Source organism: Streptomyces sp. NPDC101191 (assembly GCF_044767915.1).
Lineage (GTDB): Bacteria > Actinomycetota > Actinomycetes > Streptomycetales > Streptomycetaceae > Streptomyces.
On the sequence record NZ_JBIWOU010000009.1, the window covers coordinates 336,659 to 352,710 of the forward strand.

The following is a 16,052-nucleotide window of genomic DNA, read 5'->3' on the forward strand; positions in this document are numbered from 1 at the left end:
GGAAGACGGACATGACACCCACCCCCGGCCCCGGACGCATCCAACTGGCAGGCCGCACCGTACAACTGGCCTGGCTGCGCGAGCACTCCACCCAGGCCGCCCCGCTCTTCGCCCGGGCCCGGGCCGAGGTCGGCCACGCCTGGTGCCTGTGCCGCCGCCCCGCCCTGCGCCTGGTGATCCGCTGCACCCGCACGGGCCGCTACCACGTCGCCGGCTGGCCCGGCGAGGGCGAACAACACGACCCCACCTGCCCCTTCCACAAACTCGCACCCGGCCTGTCCGGCCGCGACCACTACAGCACGCAGGCCATCCGAGAGACCGACGACGGCGTGTCCATCCGCCTGGCCGCCCCCCTCACCCACCAGCTGGCGAAGCCCGAAACACACGAGAGCGCGCCGGAGGAGACCAGCGACGACGCAGGATCGCGGCGCCTGGTCGGTCTGCTCGGACTGCTGCACTGGCTCTGGGAAGCGGCCCAACTCAACGTCTGGCACCCGCAGACAGGACGCCCCACCTGGCGCACCTGCCACGCCCGGCTGCGCCACCAACTGCGCGAGACCACCATCAACGGCCGGGCCGTGGACGAGGTGCTCTACGTCGTACCGTCCTTCACCCCCGCCGCGGCCGACGCCAACACCGCCGCTCTGGACGCCTTCCGCGCAACGCTGGGACGCCACGGCACGACCGAACGACGCGCCCTGATCCTCGGACAGATCAAAGAGGTCGCACCCACCCCGTACGGCGTCGCCTACCGCCTCGCCCACCAGCGCACCCCGCTCTACGCCCGCGCGGCCCTGCACGAGCGGGCCGCCCGCTCCTACCGGCACGCCTTCGGCAAGACGGCCACCGAGCACAGGGCCACCCGGATCGCCCTGTTCGTCGTCGAGCGCAGCCCCAAGGGCCACCTCATCGCCGTCGACCTGGCCGCGATGCTCACCACCGCTACCTACATCCCCGCCGACTCCTCCTACGAGGTGGTCATGGCCGACGCCCTCGCCGCCTGTCGCCGCGCCTTCATCAAGCCCCTGCGCTACGACTCGGCCGAGGCCGTCCTGCCCGACTTCGTTCTCACCGACGTGGTGCCCGCGGCCTACGTCGAGGTCTACGGCATCCACGGCCGGGAGACCTACGACCGGCGCAAGGCCGAGAAGCGGGAGTTCTACCAGCGTCACCCCGGCCAGCTCATCGAGTGGGATGTCACCCAACCGCTGCCCGAGCTCGTGCGCCGCGCCAGCGCGGCTCGAGTACCTGACGCCGGCCACCAGACGCCCGCGAGGCCGCATCTGCACGTTCCGACGGAGCCGGCCGTCTGATGGGACACCGCTGCGGGTGGCCGCCTCACCACCTGGAACGCGTGCCGCCCGGAGCCGAAACCCGCTGCCCAACGCCCCAGTGGGTAACACATAGTGGAGCAACATCACCGAGTAACCGAGCAACCAGAAACGGACGGCCGTGACGACCGCCTACAGCGAATCCTCCACCGAGCGCATCCCCGGACGGGCCTGGACGGTCCGCATCACCGGCCACGGCGCCCGCGCCGCCCAGGTCGCCTGCAGCAATACGGCGTGCCGGATGCCGGCCCGTTCCGAGGACCTCAACGGGCTGCGTGTCTTCGCCGCGGCGCATGCCGCCGCGCACGCGAAGGCCGCCAGGGTCAACCCCAACGCCTACTGCCACTGCGGCTCCCAGCGATGCGGCTCCCACCCCGACACCAAGACGTCCTGCGCAGGCGGAGTGGTGATGATCCTGCGGCACGACCCGATCGTGCGCCGCGTGTGGAGCCTCGAAGAGGTCTGCGAAACCTGCGCCCCGCACATCCCGAACGCCACCGTCGTGGCCCGCGCCGCCCGGCCGGACCGCACCACCAAGCGGCCCGCTTCGCCCGACCCGCAGGTGCAGGCCCCCGCCCGGCCGGGCATCGCGGGCGGCTTCTCCTCAGCCCCCGCCGAAGGCGACCCTGCCCCCGTACGGCGCCCGCGCCGCACCCCACAGCGGCCCCGCCGTCAGCGCTCCGGGCAAGGACGCTGAAAGTGCAGAAAACGCACCTCGTGAACCAGAAACCGCCCCGCCCGGACCTCACGGACAACTGCCTGGGCTTCGTCTACACATAGCGCCGGCACGCCGACAGCCGCCGCACGGTTCGGCGCGCACGTAATGGAGCAGATGGCCGGAGCCCTCGAGGGTACGCCCGCGCCCGCGGCGCGCGGCTTGATGGCGGCGAGGCCGCGGCCGGCACCAGTGGAGACGTGTTCGGCACGGCTAGCCGCTTCACCGCGCTCCCACGCGCCTGCCCAGGATCAGCGCGACTTCGTGGACCGGAAGTCCGCCACCGCCCGCTTGAGCAGATCGCGCTGTGTGAACCGATACCAGCTCTCGACGTCGTTCAGCGCCGCAGTCGGGTTGGGGCCCGCCTTCAACTGGGCGGCCACCGCGCTGCGCAACTGGTCCGCAAACCTGGCCGGAACTGTGATCAGCCGGTTCACCCGAACGATGCCGCTCTGCGCGTCGATCAGATGTACCGCCAGCGCGAAGGTGCCCCCCGGCGCCCCCGGTACCCCGACCGAGTAGCCCGCCCTCTCCTGAGAACCGGCCACCCACTCCGTGTCCGACCAGCCCGCGGGGCGGCCGTCGGCGTAGTCGAAGCGGTACAAGAGGAGCAAGGCATGGTCGGAGTGGACGAGCGCGAAGTGCGCCTTCCCGTCCCGAAACGCGTCGATCTCCGTCCGCTGCAGCCCGCCCAGGAACACCAGCAAGGTGCCCGCGGTCGGCGTCAGGAGCATCTGCGAGGCGTCCGGCATGGGGAAATTCAAGGCGCCCGGGTAGGGCTCGCCCACGACCATCGCCGTCCTGGCCTGCTCTGAGCCGCCCCCAATGCCTTCGGTGACGCCGTCGGAGTACTCGTCGTCCTCGTCCTGCGAGATAACGCCCAGCCGTTCGTCGTATGGGATGTCCGCGACGATCCAGCCCCCCTCGATCCTCCAAGGGCAGCGCAGAACGAGTTTCACCGGCGCGAGCGTCAACTCCCGGTTCGGATCTGCGTCCGGCTCCCACAGCGACTCGATCACCACGGCGAGGGAGTGCCCCGAGGACGGCTCGTAGAGGTACCAAGGGGACAACGCGTCGGGGAGCGGCGAGTGATAGGTGCGGCCGGGCACCCCGCGATACCCGGCCCTCGCCATGGCTGCCTGGGTGTCGGGGTTCACGTACTCGCTGCGCATAGTCGAAGTCGTCCATCCTGTGGGAGATCGGGCAAGGGCAGTCTGCCAATGCGCACTGACATGCCGTGAGGACTTGCACGATGTCCCCCCTTCCCACCCGCTGTCGTGCGCCTTGCGCGAGGCCCTTGTGCCGTGTCTGTCCCGCCCCACGGGACGTCCCTGCGGACCGTGGACTCTCGGCTCCCGTGTGACGGAACTGCTCCGGTGATCCAACCGGTGACCCGCACGGGCGCGGGCAAGCTGCCGTCAGCCGCCGTCCACGGGCCGCGCGGCGTCCCACCGCCGAGCCGAAGGTCCCTCGATGAGCGAACAGCACGCCCCTCTCCCCGACGAGTTCCTCGCCTGGCTTGCCGAGCGGGGAGAGGACGCGTACGCCTTGGTGTGGGTGGCGGAGCCAAGCGAGCCGGCCGGATGGGCCGGGGCTGAGGCTCCCCGGGTGGGGGAGAGCGGTATCGCCCGCCGGGGTGCCGACCTCACGCGCATCGCGGTGGAGGAGGTCACCCACGGCCGGCTGGAGACCCTGCGCCGCTGGCTCCAACTGGACGACGGGGTACGGCAGCTGGCCATCCTCACCGCCGAGCCCGGCAACCTGCGCGAGCATACCCCCGGCGAGCTCGCCGCCGAGCTGATGCACGATCCGGGCAACGACGAAGCCCGGCTCACCGCAATGCTGGCCAGCTGGCTCTACCGGCGATGCGCCGAGGCGCCGCAGGGCCTCGAGCTCGGGTGGGTTGCCGCGGCCGCCGCCTGGAGCTGCCACATGCGCGACCTGGCCGGTTACCCTCCGCCCTCCGTGCTCGGCCAGAGCCTGGCGAGCGCCGGTGAACAGGACGAGGCCACCGAGGAGTTGGTGGTCAGCACCGGCCGCAGGATGGCCGACCTCCTCGACCGGCTGGAGCGCGACTACCGCCCGCGCGCCGAGCTGATCGAGGACTGGCACGCCGTGGAGTCCCTGGCCGCCGACGTCCCGGCGCTCCGGGAGATGGCCGACTGGCTGCTTGACCAGATCGCCCTGCGCGACGCGCACGCCCAGCAGTTGCGGGCCGTCCTCGAGCCGGACATCACCGACTACCTGCGCGACCGGCAGGCCGACGGCCTGCTGCTGAACGTCACCGTCCCCGCCCTCGACGCGCCGCGCGCCGCGCACCTGGCCCAGGCCCGCGAGACCGTCCGCGCCTACACCGCCGCCGCACACTCGGGACGCGAGCAGGAGGCACAGCAGCTCCTGGACGCCTTCCCGATCCCGGCCCGCGCCCTGGCCATCAGCGGCCCGGCCGCCGCCTGGCGCCGTGACTCGGCCACCGCTCAGGACGCCGTGGAGGACCTGGTCGCACAGCGCGCCGCGACCATGACCGAGGACGGCGCCGACTACTTCGCCGACCCGGAACTGCTGCACGCCGCCACCGCCTACCTGGCCGCGCGCGAGGGCCAACTGCACCTGGTGCACGACGCGCTCGGCCGCCTGGTCCACCCCGCCACGGCCCCCCGTGACCTGCCCGAGGAGCTCGCCCCGGTCGCGGCCGCGCAGACCCAGCGCCGCGTCATCGAGGCCTTCGGCACCCTCGATCGCGCGGCTCAGGTGCTGGAGGGCCAGATCCACTACCAGCTCCAGCAGCCGGTGCCCGCCCGCCGGCGCGCCATCACCAGCACCGAGGCCGACCTGCTGACCCAGGCCCGCGACGCACTGGAGCACACCGCCGCCTCCGCGCTGCCCCTCGACGAGGAGGACATCCGCGCCCGCCTGCAGGAGGCCATGGCCCGCCCAGCCGCCCCGGCCGGCCCCGGCCCGGCGGCGCCCACCGCCCACGACGAGGCCCACACCCAGGCCCTGGCCGCCGCTCCCACCACGCCCGGAGTGCATCGGTGACCCGGGCGCTGAGCACCGTCATCTCCCTGCTGCTGCGGATGGTCGCCCCGCTCATCCGGCGCGGCCTGCGGCACCTCGCGATGGCGGCGATGGCGACTGTCGTCGCCCTGGCAGCCGTCGCCGCCGGTCACGGGCTGATCCTCGTGGCGCTGTGGCTGCCGCCGACGGGGTGGGTGGCGGCGACCGTCGTCGCACTACTGGGTGCCGCGATCCGGCTGGCCGGACTTGTGGCACTCGCCTCGGTGGCGGTGCTAGTCCCGCTCGTTGTCGCGGCCGACTGCCTTGCTCCCGCCCCGACCGCATCCGAGGGCGAACACCGCCGGCGAGCCGGTCGCCACCCTCGGACGTGATACCCGCAACGCGCCGGACACCGGCACACCGGGGGACCCAAGGAACCCAGCCGACAGCCACGCTCCGCTCGCCAAAGACGTGCCCCTGCCCGTGCGCACCCGCCGCCCCGGGGCCGGATGCGCACCCTCGTGGCGATCCCAACCGCCCTGCCAGGCAGGGCGATTGACCTCTGCTCGGCGTCACGTGGATGACATGGTGCGCCACCCGGCCTCGGTCCGAGGCGCTACAGTGACAGCGGGCAGATCCGCGCCACGCCCGTGTCCAGGCCCCCGCCCACGCCGTCGGGGCCGTTGAGGCCAAGAGTCGCAGACTCGCGCAGTGCTTTGGCATGACGTGGACCGACCACTCCTTCGTCGGCCCGCGACGCGTGGGGTCGCAGGCCCGGCCTGGAAGGGACCGCATCATGACTCACGCCGAAGACCGCGACCAGGACCGCCTCGTGCGCCAGTACATGGCCGAGCACCCCGGCATGCGCTACAACGTGGCCCGCCGCGCCGTCGCACAACAAACCTCCACCGCCGCCACCGCGCAGCCAGCCGCCCCGGGGCCCACCACTGAAGCGACCCAGGAGCTGGGGGAGTTGATGGCCCGGCTCCGAGCGATGTCGGATGCGGGCGACAGGACGCTGCCCGGCAAGACCCACGCGTCGTTCGACATGGGCCGCCACGCCGCCGCCCTGTATGGCAACCGGGTCCGGATCATCGACGTCGACTCGGCCTTCTCCGCTCCGCCCCCGGCCGTCCGGCAGGACTACACCCCGGTCATCATCGACTGCCCTCCCTCTTCTCCCCTTCCGGCGGGGGGAGGGGCATGGGAAGAAGCCCTGAGCGTCATGGGCCTGCCGGGAGGCGAAGACCGCACGCGGTAGAAGGGGCGCGCGGCGCCTTGCACGGAAGGTCAATTCCGCCAGTTCCAGAGCCAGTGGCGCCATCGACTCTGGAACGCCGCTACGGCACTGTGGGAACGCGGACGCGCAGCAGGACGGTGCAGCTCATGCAGGTTTTCGCGCCACCCCGGCATACACGGAGACCTGCCTGTCCGTGGCCAGGCTCGGGCCACTTGCACGATCGGGGCGCCACCGGTGTGCCACAGCGAGTCCCGGGGCGGTGAGTTCGAGCCCATGGAAGAACCGCAGCACCTCGGCCTTGGTGCGCGGCTGGGTGGCAATGCCGTGCTGCCGGTATGCGCCGACGACGGCCTTCCAGCGTTCCGGGGCGAAGTCGCCGGTGGTGTGCGACAGGCTCAGATACGACCCCGGTGACAGCCGCTCCACCAGTTGGCCCACCATCTCGTACGGGTTCATGCCATCGGGGACGAAGTCCAGCAGGGCGTGCAGGATCAATGCCACCGGCCGGCCGAAGTCGATGCATCCTGTCCGCTCCACGACCGCCAGCAGCTCGTTCGGCTGCCGCAGGTCCGCCTCGACACAGCGGGTGGTTCCCTCTGGGGTGCTGTCCTCGAGCTCGTCGGCGTAGACGAGCACGATCGGGTCGTTGTCGGCGTAGACGACCGCCGCCCCGGGCGTGACGGCCTGGACCACTTCGTGGAGATGGGGCGAGGCCGGGATTCCCATGCCCACGTCGATGAACTGCCGCACCCCCTGCCGCGCCAGATACTCCCCGGCACGTCGGGTGTAGGCCCGGTTGGCCCGGACGGCCACCTCGATGGCGGGGAAGGCCGCGGCGACGTCGGCGGCTGCCTGACGGTCCACGATGTAGTTGCTCTTCCCGCCGAGGTAGTAGTCGTACATCCGGGCACTGTGCGCCCTGTCCTGCCCTAATTCCGACTCGGCACCGAACTCCAGCGCAAGATCGGACTGCTCGCTCACAGGTCGTTTCCCCTCGTTGGCGTGCGCCGTGCGCCTCACCGTAGACAGCGTGGCGTCCTTGGAGGGGTCGGTCTGACGCTTCCAGGCATCGCCTCTGGTCAACGGCCGGAAGCGGGGAGGCGCTGTCCTGCAAGTGCAGGCCGCACGGGGCCGGGGTGGCACCGCCTGGCGCGAGGGCACCCCTTCGGCCAAATCCCGGGCGCGCCGCGTCGGGTTCAGCGCCCTGGGCCGGCGAGCCTGCGGCCGGGGGGCCCGTCAGGTGGCGAGGCCGGCCTGGCGGGCCCGGAAGAGGGCGGCGATGGTGAAGGCGTCGGTGATCAGACCGTTGCCGGCCATGCGTTCGGCTTCGGTGAAGGTGAACGCGCGGGTCCGGCGGATGCCTTCGGCGCGGTCGGCCGTGCCGACCTCGTCGATGCGCGCCGCGTACAGGCTGGCCGCCTGGGCCAGGATGCCGGTGTCGGGGTGAACGGCGCCGAGCTCGATGAGTTCGCGGGGTTCGGCGCCGAGTTCCTCCTTCAGTTCCTTGGCCACGTTGTCCTTGTCGGCCAGCCCGGTCGTGCCGCCTCCGCGCGGGATCTCCCAGTGCCAGGCGCGCGTGGCGTGCCGGAAGTGTTCGATGAGGACCACGTCGTTGCCCAGCAGGGGCAGCACGGCCACTCCCGGTTCCGGCTGCGGGGCGAGCATGCGCAGGTAGCGGCCGTGCCGGCCGTCGGGGAAGACGACCGGGTCCTGCAGCAGCATCCACCACTGGTCGCGGTAGATGACCTGGCCTTCGGTCATCGGCCAGCGCATGATGCTGATCGTCCCGTCACCGGGCGGTGTGACGAACCAGGCGGGATGGGTGTCGCGCAGGTGCGCGTAGGCGGATTCCGGGGTGTGGTCCATCAGGTCACCGACTTCGGCGGGCAGGGCGAGCAGGGAGCGGGGCACGGGGACGGCGGGTGTCACGCGATGGCCTCCAGCCCGGCGACGGACAGATCGATGGCGAGTTCGTGGACGGCGGTGTGGGTGAGGGGGCCGGTGGTGACGATCTGCGCCAGGTTCCCGGCGTGGGTCAGGTGCCATTTGTCGACGACCCAGGCGGGCGGCCGTTCGAAGGTGACGGTCAGCGAGCCGGGAAAGCGCTCCGGGCGGGCTCCGGCGCACTCGAAGCGGTCTTCGGCGTAGGCGGCGACGTCCTGGCAGCGGCTGACCAGGGCGGCCACCCCGGCCCGCCCCAGGGACCGCAGCCGTGTCCACAGCAACAGGGCGGGCAGTCCGGCGCGCGCGCCGACCACCGTACGGTCGGGCACCGTGATCCCCGCCGTGGTGGCGGGGATCTGCATGCGCCGCATCAGCGAGATGCCCGCGGGCACCGGCAGGCCCAACAGGCCGTGTGCGGACAGGGTGATGGAGTGGGCGCCGTGCGCGAGCGACCAGGGCGGCATCTCGTCGCTGTGCGCGGCCGCCATCCCGCCCGTGGTGGCATCGACATGGACGTGCACCCGGCCGGACTCGGCCGCGGCGGCGCGCAGCGCGGCCACGTCGTCGACGGCGCCGCGCAGGGGAGTGCCGCAGGTGGCCACCACCACGGCCCCCGCCCCGCGCCGCATCCGGGTCTGCAAGTGCAGGTCCTCGGGATCCATCGTGCCGTCGGGCAGCGACTGCACGCTCACCCGGTTCATCCCCAGCAGCTCGCACGCCCGTGTCACGCCGTGGTGGGCCTGGTCGCCGACGTACACGGACGCGTCGGGCAGCCTGCGGCGGGCCGTGGCCAGCCCGTGCAGGAGCGCCTCGTTGGGCGAGGACGCCACATAGCCGTGGGCGTCGGCGGCCGAAACCCCGGCCAGGGCGGCGAAGTACTCCAGGACCGCCTCCTCGTACGGCCGGGTGGCGACGGCGACGCCATCGGGGGAGTACGGGCCAGGCCGCTGGTCGGCGAACATCGCCAGCAGCGGCGCGAGTTCGCCGACCACCCGGCCCAGATGGTCGGGGAAGCCCAGAAACCGCCGTTCGTCCCGGCACACGGAGCCGATCAGCTCGTGCAGGTGAGCGGTGTCGGCCACGGGCTCGGAGGGCTGGTCCGCGATGGCCAGACCCTCATCGGGCGTATGCGGGGCGGGGCGCAGGCTCACGTCATCGGCTCCATACGGGTCACGTCGGCGGCAGGTGCCCTCCCATCTACGCGCGCCCGCAGCCCTCTTGGGCCGCCCGGCCGCTGAAGGCGCCGCCGGGCGGGAGACAGCGGCGCACAACTGCTGCGCGCCTCCCGCCGCACGGGAGCGCACGGTCCGGCAGGCCCCGGCAGCGCCGAGCCGGGCCGAAGTCCGGCGGATCCCGCCTGCGGGGAGAGCAGGGCAAGTCGCGGACCCCGCAGGCGGGAGCGCGGCCGCCGCCAGGCGCCGGCACCGCTTGGGGCCACGAAGGATCGGTGGCGTCCGGACACCAGGGGTGCACCCGCTGCCCGGGCCAGGCGCCCGCAGGCAGCCAGGGCAGCCCGGCCCACCGTCCTCCCACATCCACATCAAGGAGTCCCGCGTGATAGTTCGCCAGCGCGTCAAACGCGCCGTCGTGGCCGGCACCCTGGGTCTGGCCGTTGCCGCCGGAGGCATCGCCACCGCCTCGACAGCGCAGGCCGCCGACACCGCGACCGACAAGATCTCCTGCAAGGCCGTCAAGGTCCACAAGTCCTACTCCAAGGCCTCGACCACGGTCGGCATCGCCTACAAGGGCGACAAGATCACCTACAGCCAGTGGGTGTACCAGCGGTCGGCGAAGACGTGGTGGGTGCACGGCACGGTCACCCGCAAGTCGGACCACGCGAAGATCCGCGGCTACGTCGTCTACCAGTGCGCCAACCCCTACAACACCTGGCCCGCACCCACCCCGCCGATCCCGAAGTAGCCCACCGGCTCCGGCAGTTGCCGAACGAGGGATACCGGGCGGCCGGCTGCGCACGGGCAGCCGGCCGCCCGCTCCCGCCCTGCGGAACGGCGCCCCAGGTCACCGTTGCAGACGGTGGGAGCCAGGCCGCCGAACCGGTCACGGCCGCACCGGGGTGCGCAGCATCGAGCCTCCAGGCGACTTCCGACAGCACGCTCCCCGAAAGGGCTCCTCGATGATCCGCCGTATCGCAACCCGCGCCGCCGCCGTCCCCGCCGTCATGGCGGTGGCTGCCGCCGCCGCGCTGACCCTCACCACCGCCCCGGCCGCGCACGCCGTCGGCGAGAACTCCAAGTGCTCCGTGAACTGGGCGAACTTCGGCGCCACGGTGGGCAAGAACGGCTGGAACCTGCGCACCGGACCCTCCACCGGCTACGCCAGCCGCGGCTACCTGTACCGCGGCGACAAGCTGACGGTGCTGTGCAGCCGCGGCAACTGGGACTACAGCCAGCTCAGCCAGCGCTCCAGGTCCGGCATCCCCAAGGGCACCCGGGGCTGGGTGCGCGACGACGGCCTGGTGAGCCTCGCGGGCTGACCCGCCTCTGCCCACCAGCCCGTCACTGCCGCGAGCACGCACTGCCCGGCTCGTGAACACCTGCACCGGAGGCCCCATGAAGACGCGCACCCGCGCCGCCACCACTCTGATCACCGCCGCCCTTGCCGTCGGCACCCTGGCGGCGAGCCCCGCCTCGGCGTACAGCGTGCACAACGTCCGCGACTACAACACCACCATCGAAGGCGGCACCGGAATCCGCTTCCACACCGCCCCGGGCTACAAGACGACCACCAAGGGCCTGCTCGCCACCGGCGACAAGATCAGGGTGACCGCCACGAACCCCGGCGGGTTCGGGAACTGCACCTGGTACAAGGCCACGCTGAGGGCCACGTCGCGCAACGGCCTCCCCAAGGGCACCACCGGGTGGGTCAACTGGGCCTTCGTGCACAAGGACGTCCCCAAGGGCACCCAGGGCTGCTGACCTGCGCGATGGCGCGGACCGAGAAGACAAGGCCGGGGCGCGTGCCGGCGAAACGCCGCCCCACCCGCACAGAGGAAGCGAGAACGACATGCGTAGGCGCACTCGTGCCGTTTCGGCGGCGATGGGCGCCCTGGCCCTGGCCGTGGTGGTGACCGGCTGCAACGGGACGGACGCAGCAAAGGGACACCCCAGCTCCGCCGCAAGCACGGCGCACAAGCAGACCTCCTACCGCCTCGGCCAGTCCAGTCCGGTGCAGGAGAGCACCATGCAGGACTCGGCCGGCGCCACCTACACGGTCACGCCCACCAAGGTGGTGACCGGCACCGCGGCCGACATGAACAACTCCGGGCTGGAGAAGGACGCCACGGACGGGCCGCAGGTCCCGGTGTACGTCTGGTCCACACTCACCCACAAGAGCGGCAAGGCGATGCGGCTCGGCGACATGGACGACGACCTGATCGTCAAGACCAGCGGCGGCCAGCGCACCCGTGCCCTCATCGTCCTTCTGGGACAGGCGAAGTGGCCCAACTGCCCGCCCTTCGACTCCGACAAGAAACTCGCCGCGGGGCAGTCGGAGCAGATCTGCAGCGCCTTCCTCATCCCCGCAGGACAGAAGGCCACCGCCGTACAGCTCTTCCAGGGCTACTACCAAGACCCCCTGGAATGGCCCGTCAAGAGCTGACCGGGCGCCCGCGAAGCCAACCCCGAGGCAACCGCCCACAACGGCCAAGCCCCGGGCCGCGACCGGGCCGCCGACGAAAACCGCTGGCTTCACAGCCATGCGAGCACGCAGTCCACACGAAGAGGAGTCTTTTGTGCCATCGACCGCCAGACAGCGCCTTGCCACCCTGACCACCGCCGTCACCCTGCTCGTCGGCGCCGCGGCGATGGCCGCGCCGAACGCCTCAGCCGTCGGTTCGTCGGCCTGCCGCTACCACATCACCCGGGAAACCTCGACGATCACCACCAACGGCGTCAACATCCGCACCGGCCCAGGCACCGGCTACGCCTCAAAGGGCCTGCTCTATAAGGGCGACACGTTCGTCGCCACCTGCGGCGTACTCAAGGGCCCCGTCGAACACCGCCAGGCCTGGATGTACTCCAAGCTCCTCCACCGCTCCAAGAGCGGTCTCCCCGCCGGGACCTGGGGCTGGATCCGCGACGGGTTCGCCGTGTCCCGCTAACGACCAGACACGCCCGCCGGCCACCCTCCAGCGCACGGGCAGCTGCCGACGGCGGAAGCCCGCGACAACCGCGCAACCATCACTGCGGCGGCATCCCCACCCGGGGTGCCGCCACGTGCCGTGCCGGGCCGCACGGGCATAGGGGCACCGACGAAACCCGGTTACCTGCGGCAACGCACCGTTCGTGGAGATCACGTCCCTCGATCGGGCGGAATGAGTCCCAATCGATCGTGGCTGAGGAGCCGAAGGCTGGTGCGGCGGCCAGAGTCGGCTGCTCTGGCCGCCGCCACGTCAGCCCTCCTCGTCGTCAGCGGCTACGGCCTGCCGGTGGTCGTCGCTCCAGCACCGGCCGCTCCACAGGCCCTTGTGCAGTGGGTCGCCACGCCGGATGTGCCCCGGCGTCTTGCCGCACTGCACCCAGCCGCCGTCCTCCGGTTCGGCGTCGAAGAACATCGCCGCACACAGGTCGTCCACCCGTTCAGGGGTTGGGCCGTAGAGCCCCAACCGGAACAGCAAGCTGTCCGCAAGCCCTTCTGCCGCCTGATCGCCGAGCTCCGAAACGGCCGTGATCAGCTCCACGAGCTGCCCGTACGTTCCTTCCGGTGTAATCGTCGGCAGAAGCGTCTTCGACGGGATCATCAAGTCCTCCAGCACCAAGTTGAGCGACACCTTCACTCTTCAGGCTCGGCAGGGACCCAAACCGACAATAAATCTTGAATTTGTGACGCAGGTCACGCTTCCTGTCAGGCTGCGGAGCGGCGCCCGCGAATTGCTCACCCAGGATCTGCCAGCGATTTTCGTCGGTGCGATGAAGGGAATTCGTCGGTGGCCCGCATACCCGCGAGGCGGTGCTGACGTCTGGATCGCCTGGCGGAACCCCGCCCCGGGCAGTGCGCCTCCCCCTCCCGCCCGAGGGAACGAAGATGGGAAGCCCGGCCCGGCGCCGCGAGTACCAGGTGTCCTGTCGTGCATGAGGACACAGCACTGCGCCGGCCGGGCGGCCGGGCGTCTTCGATGCCGCGAGTACTCCGGGAATGCAGCACTGGACTTCCTTGCGCGGGTGTGGCCCGGCCTGGCCGAGCGGGATGCCGCAGCCACCGTCTACCAGGATCCGGGCTGGCTGCTGGGATGGGCCCGGCACCTGCCGGCCTCCTGCGACCCGCTGATTGTGGCGGCCATGGCCGACCAGCAGCCTGTTGCGGCTCTCGCCCTGGTTCGCGAGACCGACAGCACCGGCCGCACGCGCATCACACCGCTGTCCTGGCCCGCGTGCGAACAGGTCCGGCCCGTCGGCGAGAACGAGGAAGCGGTGAGCCTTCTCGCCCAGCGCCTGCCTTCTCTCGCCGACGACGTGCTGGTTGCCGATCTGGCGGCGGACTGCCTCCTGGCCCAGCAGGCGTACAGCCGGTGGGGCCACCCGCACACGCAGACCCACTACGCCACGGTGCCGCTTCCGGTGGACCTGGCCGGCCTGTCCCGGTCGACGCGGCGGGACCACACGCGTCGCCGGAGGGCCGTCGAAGCACTGGGCGACCGCGTCGGATATCACCGCACGCGTACGGCGCCGGAACTCATCGCCGCCTACGAGGTGCTGGAGATGCTGTTCCGCCGCCGTAACGCACCGCGGGCCCCAGCTGCCGGGACGGCCGACCTCGCACTGCCCTGGAGACAGGTCCTCGAGCACTGTGCTCCCCTCGCGTTCATCGCGACCCTGACCCTGGACGCCCGTCCGGTGGCCGCCCAGCTGTGCCTGCGGCACAAGGACCGCGTCTACTCGGTGATCACCGCGATGGATCCCACACAGCGCGACCTGGCGCCGGGCCACGCCCTGCTGCTCAGGCTGTGCCAGGACGTGACGGGTGAGGGATACACCACGCTCGACCTCGGCCGCACGACAGGTGAGGACGGTCAGCGCTCCTACAAGGCGGCCTACGGCGCGGTGTGGACCACCACCCACACCTACACAACCCCCCTGAGCGGCCGCCCCCTCGCGCAGCAGCTCGCCGAAGCCGCGGACCTTCAGGCGGTGGGCCCACGCTGATCCACCCGCATGCGGACCCCGCGAGGCGGACCGGCGAGAGGAAATGCCGCACCAGACGCTGCGACGTGATGCCCGGCGCCGACCGCTGCCGGGGAAGCGGCGTTGAAGCAGCCTCCGTGCCCTGTTGGGCTGTGCCACCAGCGGTTCCCCGTACCGCTGCCACCGCCCGCACGGCGCGCACCCCTGACGAGCCCGCCGTGCGGGCGGCCCCGCGAGACAACCGACTTCCCTTGCAGAGGCAGGCAGGCGATGGCCCACGCGCAGGTCCGTGACGTCCCCCGCACCACCACGGCGCCGACCCGCGCACCACAGCCGCCCGCACCCCGCATCCCGGCAGCCCCCGCCTCGACACCGCGCACTGCGCCGACCTTCCGAGCCGTACTGCGGCACCGATACTGCCGCCGCCTGCTGATCGCCTCGGTGGCCGGACGCCTGTCGCTGGGCATGGTGCCCATCGCCCTGATCCTGGCGGCGCAGGCAGGCGGCCACTCCCTGGCGACCGCCAGCTGGCTGGCCGCGCTCTACGGCATCGCCCCGGCACTCGGACTGCCCCTGCTGGGACGGCTCGCCGACCTGCGCGGTCTGCCGCTGCCCTGCCACCTGGGCGCCGCGCTGGTCGCGGCGGCCCTGGGCACCCTGGCGCTCACGGGCACCTCGCACCTCGCCCTCACCGCCGTGTGCGTCGCCCTGGCCGGAGCCGGATGCCCCCCGCTGGAGGGCGGCCTGAGATCACTGTGGCCCACCGTGCTCCCCGACGCCGCACACGTCCGCACCGCCTACACCCTGGACTCCTCCACCCAGGAGATCGTCTACGTCGCCGGGCCCGCCCTGGCCGTCGCCGTCGCCAACTGGCTGTCCCCGGCCACCGCGCTCATCCTGGCAGCCGCCGTCACCCTGGCCGGTTCCCTCGCCTTCGCCACCGCCCGCCCCGCCCGCACCTGGCGGGCCGTGCCCCGACACCGCGACCGGCTCGGCGTGCTGCACGCGCCCGCGCTGCGGCCCCTGCTGATCGCGCTGGTCTTCCTGGGGGCCGCGGTCGGCGCCCTCGACGTCGCCGCCATCGCCGCGGCGGGCCGCCAGGACGCCTCCTGGCTGGCGGGCGCGCTGCCGGCGACGTTCTCCGCCGCGGGCCTGCTCGGCGGCGCCGTGTTCGCCCGTCTCCAGCCCGCAGCCGGTCCGGGCCCGCGTCACCTCCTGCTGCTGGGTGCCGTGTTCGCAACCTGCTGGCTTCCCTTGCTCGTTCCGCTCCCGGCCCCGGCGCTCCTCGCCCTGGCGATGCTGCCCGGCGCCTTGTTCGTCCCCCTGCTGACCGTGGCCAGCCTGACCCTCACCGCGCTCACGCCGCCGGGGACATCGACCGAGGCGGTCGGCTGGATGTCCAGCGCCATGCGCCTGGGCGTGGCCGGCGGAACCTCCCTCGCGGGCCCGCTCGGCGGACACTTCGCCGTCCCGCTGCTGGCCGCCGTGGTGTGCGCGCTCCTGCTCGCCGCCCGCCCCGCCCCCGTTTCCGCAGTTGCGCCGGTGTGAGCCGGCCGTCCACGCGCCGCGGACACCACCGCTCCCACCTGCCGGAACAGCAGTTGCGATTGCTGTGCCGGACCCTGGCACACCGATGCGGCACACCGGTTGCGGGCCTCTGCCCGCTTGCAGGCTCCTGGCACAAC

The 16,052-nt window shown here is 72.1% G+C and carries 17 protein-coding genes; 12 read left to right on the forward strand and 5 right to left on the reverse strand.

The features are described 5' to 3' along the window. Positions 1–11 precede the first annotated feature (11 nt). Both ACIRQF_RS31440 and ACIRQF_RS31445 read left to right on the forward strand, forming a co-directional pair. A complete protein-coding gene (locus ACIRQF_RS31440; RefSeq protein WP_404097417.1) occupies positions 12–1,313 on the forward strand; it encodes a DUF1173 family protein in 1,302 nt (433 codons plus the stop codon). 139 nt (positions 1,314–1,452) lie between these two features. Continuing rightward, on the forward strand, positions 1,453–2,028 hold the full coding sequence (locus ACIRQF_RS31445) for a hypothetical protein (RefSeq protein WP_404097420.1): 576 nt from the start codon (positions 1,453–1,455) through the stop codon (positions 2,026–2,028). A gap of 269 nt (positions 2,029–2,297) precedes the next feature. Here the strand turns inward: ACIRQF_RS31445 and ACIRQF_RS31450 are convergent, their stop codons facing one another. After that, positions 2,298–3,218: a hypothetical protein gene (locus ACIRQF_RS31450; protein WP_404097422.1), complete on the reverse strand. Its 921-nt coding sequence runs from the start codon at positions 3,216–3,218 to the stop codon at positions 2,298–2,300. A 301-nt stretch (positions 3,219–3,519) separates the two neighbouring features. Between ACIRQF_RS31450 and ACIRQF_RS31455 the strand changes: the two genes are divergently transcribed. From ACIRQF_RS31455 to ACIRQF_RS31465, 3 genes are all read left to right on the forward strand, one after another. Continuing rightward, on the forward strand, positions 3,520–5,085 hold the full coding sequence (locus tag ACIRQF_RS31455) for a hypothetical protein (protein ID WP_404097424.1): 1,566 nt from the start codon (positions 3,520–3,522) through the stop codon (positions 5,083–5,085). Continuing rightward, entirely contained in the window at positions 5,082–5,435 is a 354-nt protein-coding gene (locus tag ACIRQF_RS31460; RefSeq protein ID WP_404097427.1) for a hypothetical protein, read from the forward strand. Before ACIRQF_RS31455 ends, ACIRQF_RS31460 begins: the two co-directional genes overlap by 4 nt. Before the next feature lie 404 nt (positions 5,436–5,839). After that, on the forward strand, positions 5,840–6,304 hold the full coding sequence (locus ACIRQF_RS31465; RefSeq protein WP_404097430.1) for a hypothetical protein: 465 nt from the start codon (positions 5,840–5,842) through the stop codon (positions 6,302–6,304). A 123-nt stretch (positions 6,305–6,427) separates the two neighbouring features. On the opposite strand, the gene ACIRQF_RS31470 is transcribed toward ACIRQF_RS31465, so the two are convergent. From ACIRQF_RS31470 to ACIRQF_RS31480, 3 genes are all read right to left on the reverse strand, one after another. Further along, complete coding sequence (locus ACIRQF_RS31470) at positions 6,428–7,264, reverse strand: SAM-dependent methyltransferase (protein WP_404097432.1); 837 nt, start codon at positions 7,262–7,264, stop codon at positions 6,428–6,430. Between the two features lie 255 nt (positions 7,265–7,519). Further along, the gene (locus ACIRQF_RS31475) at positions 7,520–8,212 is read right to left on the reverse strand and encodes an NUDIX hydrolase (protein WP_404097434.1); all 693 of its coding nucleotides are present in this window, start codon (positions 8,210–8,212) and stop codon (positions 7,520–7,522) included. After that, the gene (locus tag ACIRQF_RS31480; protein ID WP_404097437.1) at positions 8,209–9,378 is read right to left on the reverse strand and encodes a pyridoxal-dependent decarboxylase; all 1,170 of its coding nucleotides are present in this window, start codon (positions 9,376–9,378) and stop codon (positions 8,209–8,211) included. Before ACIRQF_RS31480 ends, ACIRQF_RS31475 begins: the two co-directional genes overlap by 4 nt. Positions 9,379–9,781: 403 nt before the next feature. On the opposite strand from ACIRQF_RS31480, the gene ACIRQF_RS31485 reads away from it, so the two are divergent. From ACIRQF_RS31485 to ACIRQF_RS31505, 5 genes are all read left to right on the forward strand, one after another. Next, the gene (locus ACIRQF_RS31485) at positions 9,782–10,147 is read left to right on the forward strand and encodes a hypothetical protein (protein WP_404097440.1); all 366 of its coding nucleotides are present in this window, start codon (positions 9,782–9,784) and stop codon (positions 10,145–10,147) included. Positions 10,148–10,361: 214 nt separating this feature from the next. Then, positions 10,362–10,721, forward strand: coding sequence for an SH3 domain-containing protein (locus tag ACIRQF_RS31490; protein WP_404097441.1), 360 nt, complete (start codon positions 10,362–10,364; stop codon positions 10,719–10,721). 76 nt (positions 10,722–10,797) lie between these two features. Beyond that, positions 10,798–11,163 (forward strand): hypothetical protein, encoded by a 366-nt coding sequence (locus ACIRQF_RS31495; RefSeq protein ID WP_404097444.1) that lies wholly within the window; start codon positions 10,798–10,800, stop codon positions 11,161–11,163. Between the two features lie 88 nt (positions 11,164–11,251). Continuing rightward, positions 11,252–11,845 carry a hypothetical protein gene (locus ACIRQF_RS31500; RefSeq protein WP_404097446.1) on the forward strand — a complete coding sequence of 198 codons (594 nt, stop codon included), beginning with the start codon at positions 11,252–11,254 and terminating at the stop codon, positions 11,843–11,845. Positions 11,846–11,978: 133 nt separating this feature from the next. Continuing rightward, positions 11,979–12,347: a hypothetical protein gene (locus ACIRQF_RS31505; RefSeq protein WP_404097449.1), complete on the forward strand. Its 369-nt coding sequence runs from the start codon at positions 11,979–11,981 to the stop codon at positions 12,345–12,347. Positions 12,348–12,638: 291 nt separating this feature from the next. Here the strand turns inward: ACIRQF_RS31505 and ACIRQF_RS31510 are convergent, their stop codons facing one another. Further along, positions 12,639–13,016: a hypothetical protein gene (locus ACIRQF_RS31510; RefSeq protein WP_404097452.1), complete on the reverse strand. Its 378-nt coding sequence runs from the start codon at positions 13,014–13,016 to the stop codon at positions 12,639–12,641. A 301-nt stretch (positions 13,017–13,317) separates the two neighbouring features. Here ACIRQF_RS31510 and ACIRQF_RS31515 point away from each other — a divergent pair, with 301 nt between their 5' ends. Beyond that, positions 13,318–14,388: a GNAT family N-acetyltransferase gene (locus tag ACIRQF_RS31515; RefSeq protein WP_404097454.1), complete on the forward strand. Its 1,071-nt coding sequence runs from the start codon at positions 13,318–13,320 to the stop codon at positions 14,386–14,388. A gap of 249 nt (positions 14,389–14,637) precedes the next feature. Further along, positions 14,638–15,915 (forward strand): MFS transporter, encoded by a 1,278-nt coding sequence (locus ACIRQF_RS31520; protein WP_404097457.1) that lies wholly within the window; start codon positions 14,638–14,640, stop codon positions 15,913–15,915. Positions 15,916–16,052 lie beyond the last annotated feature (137 nt).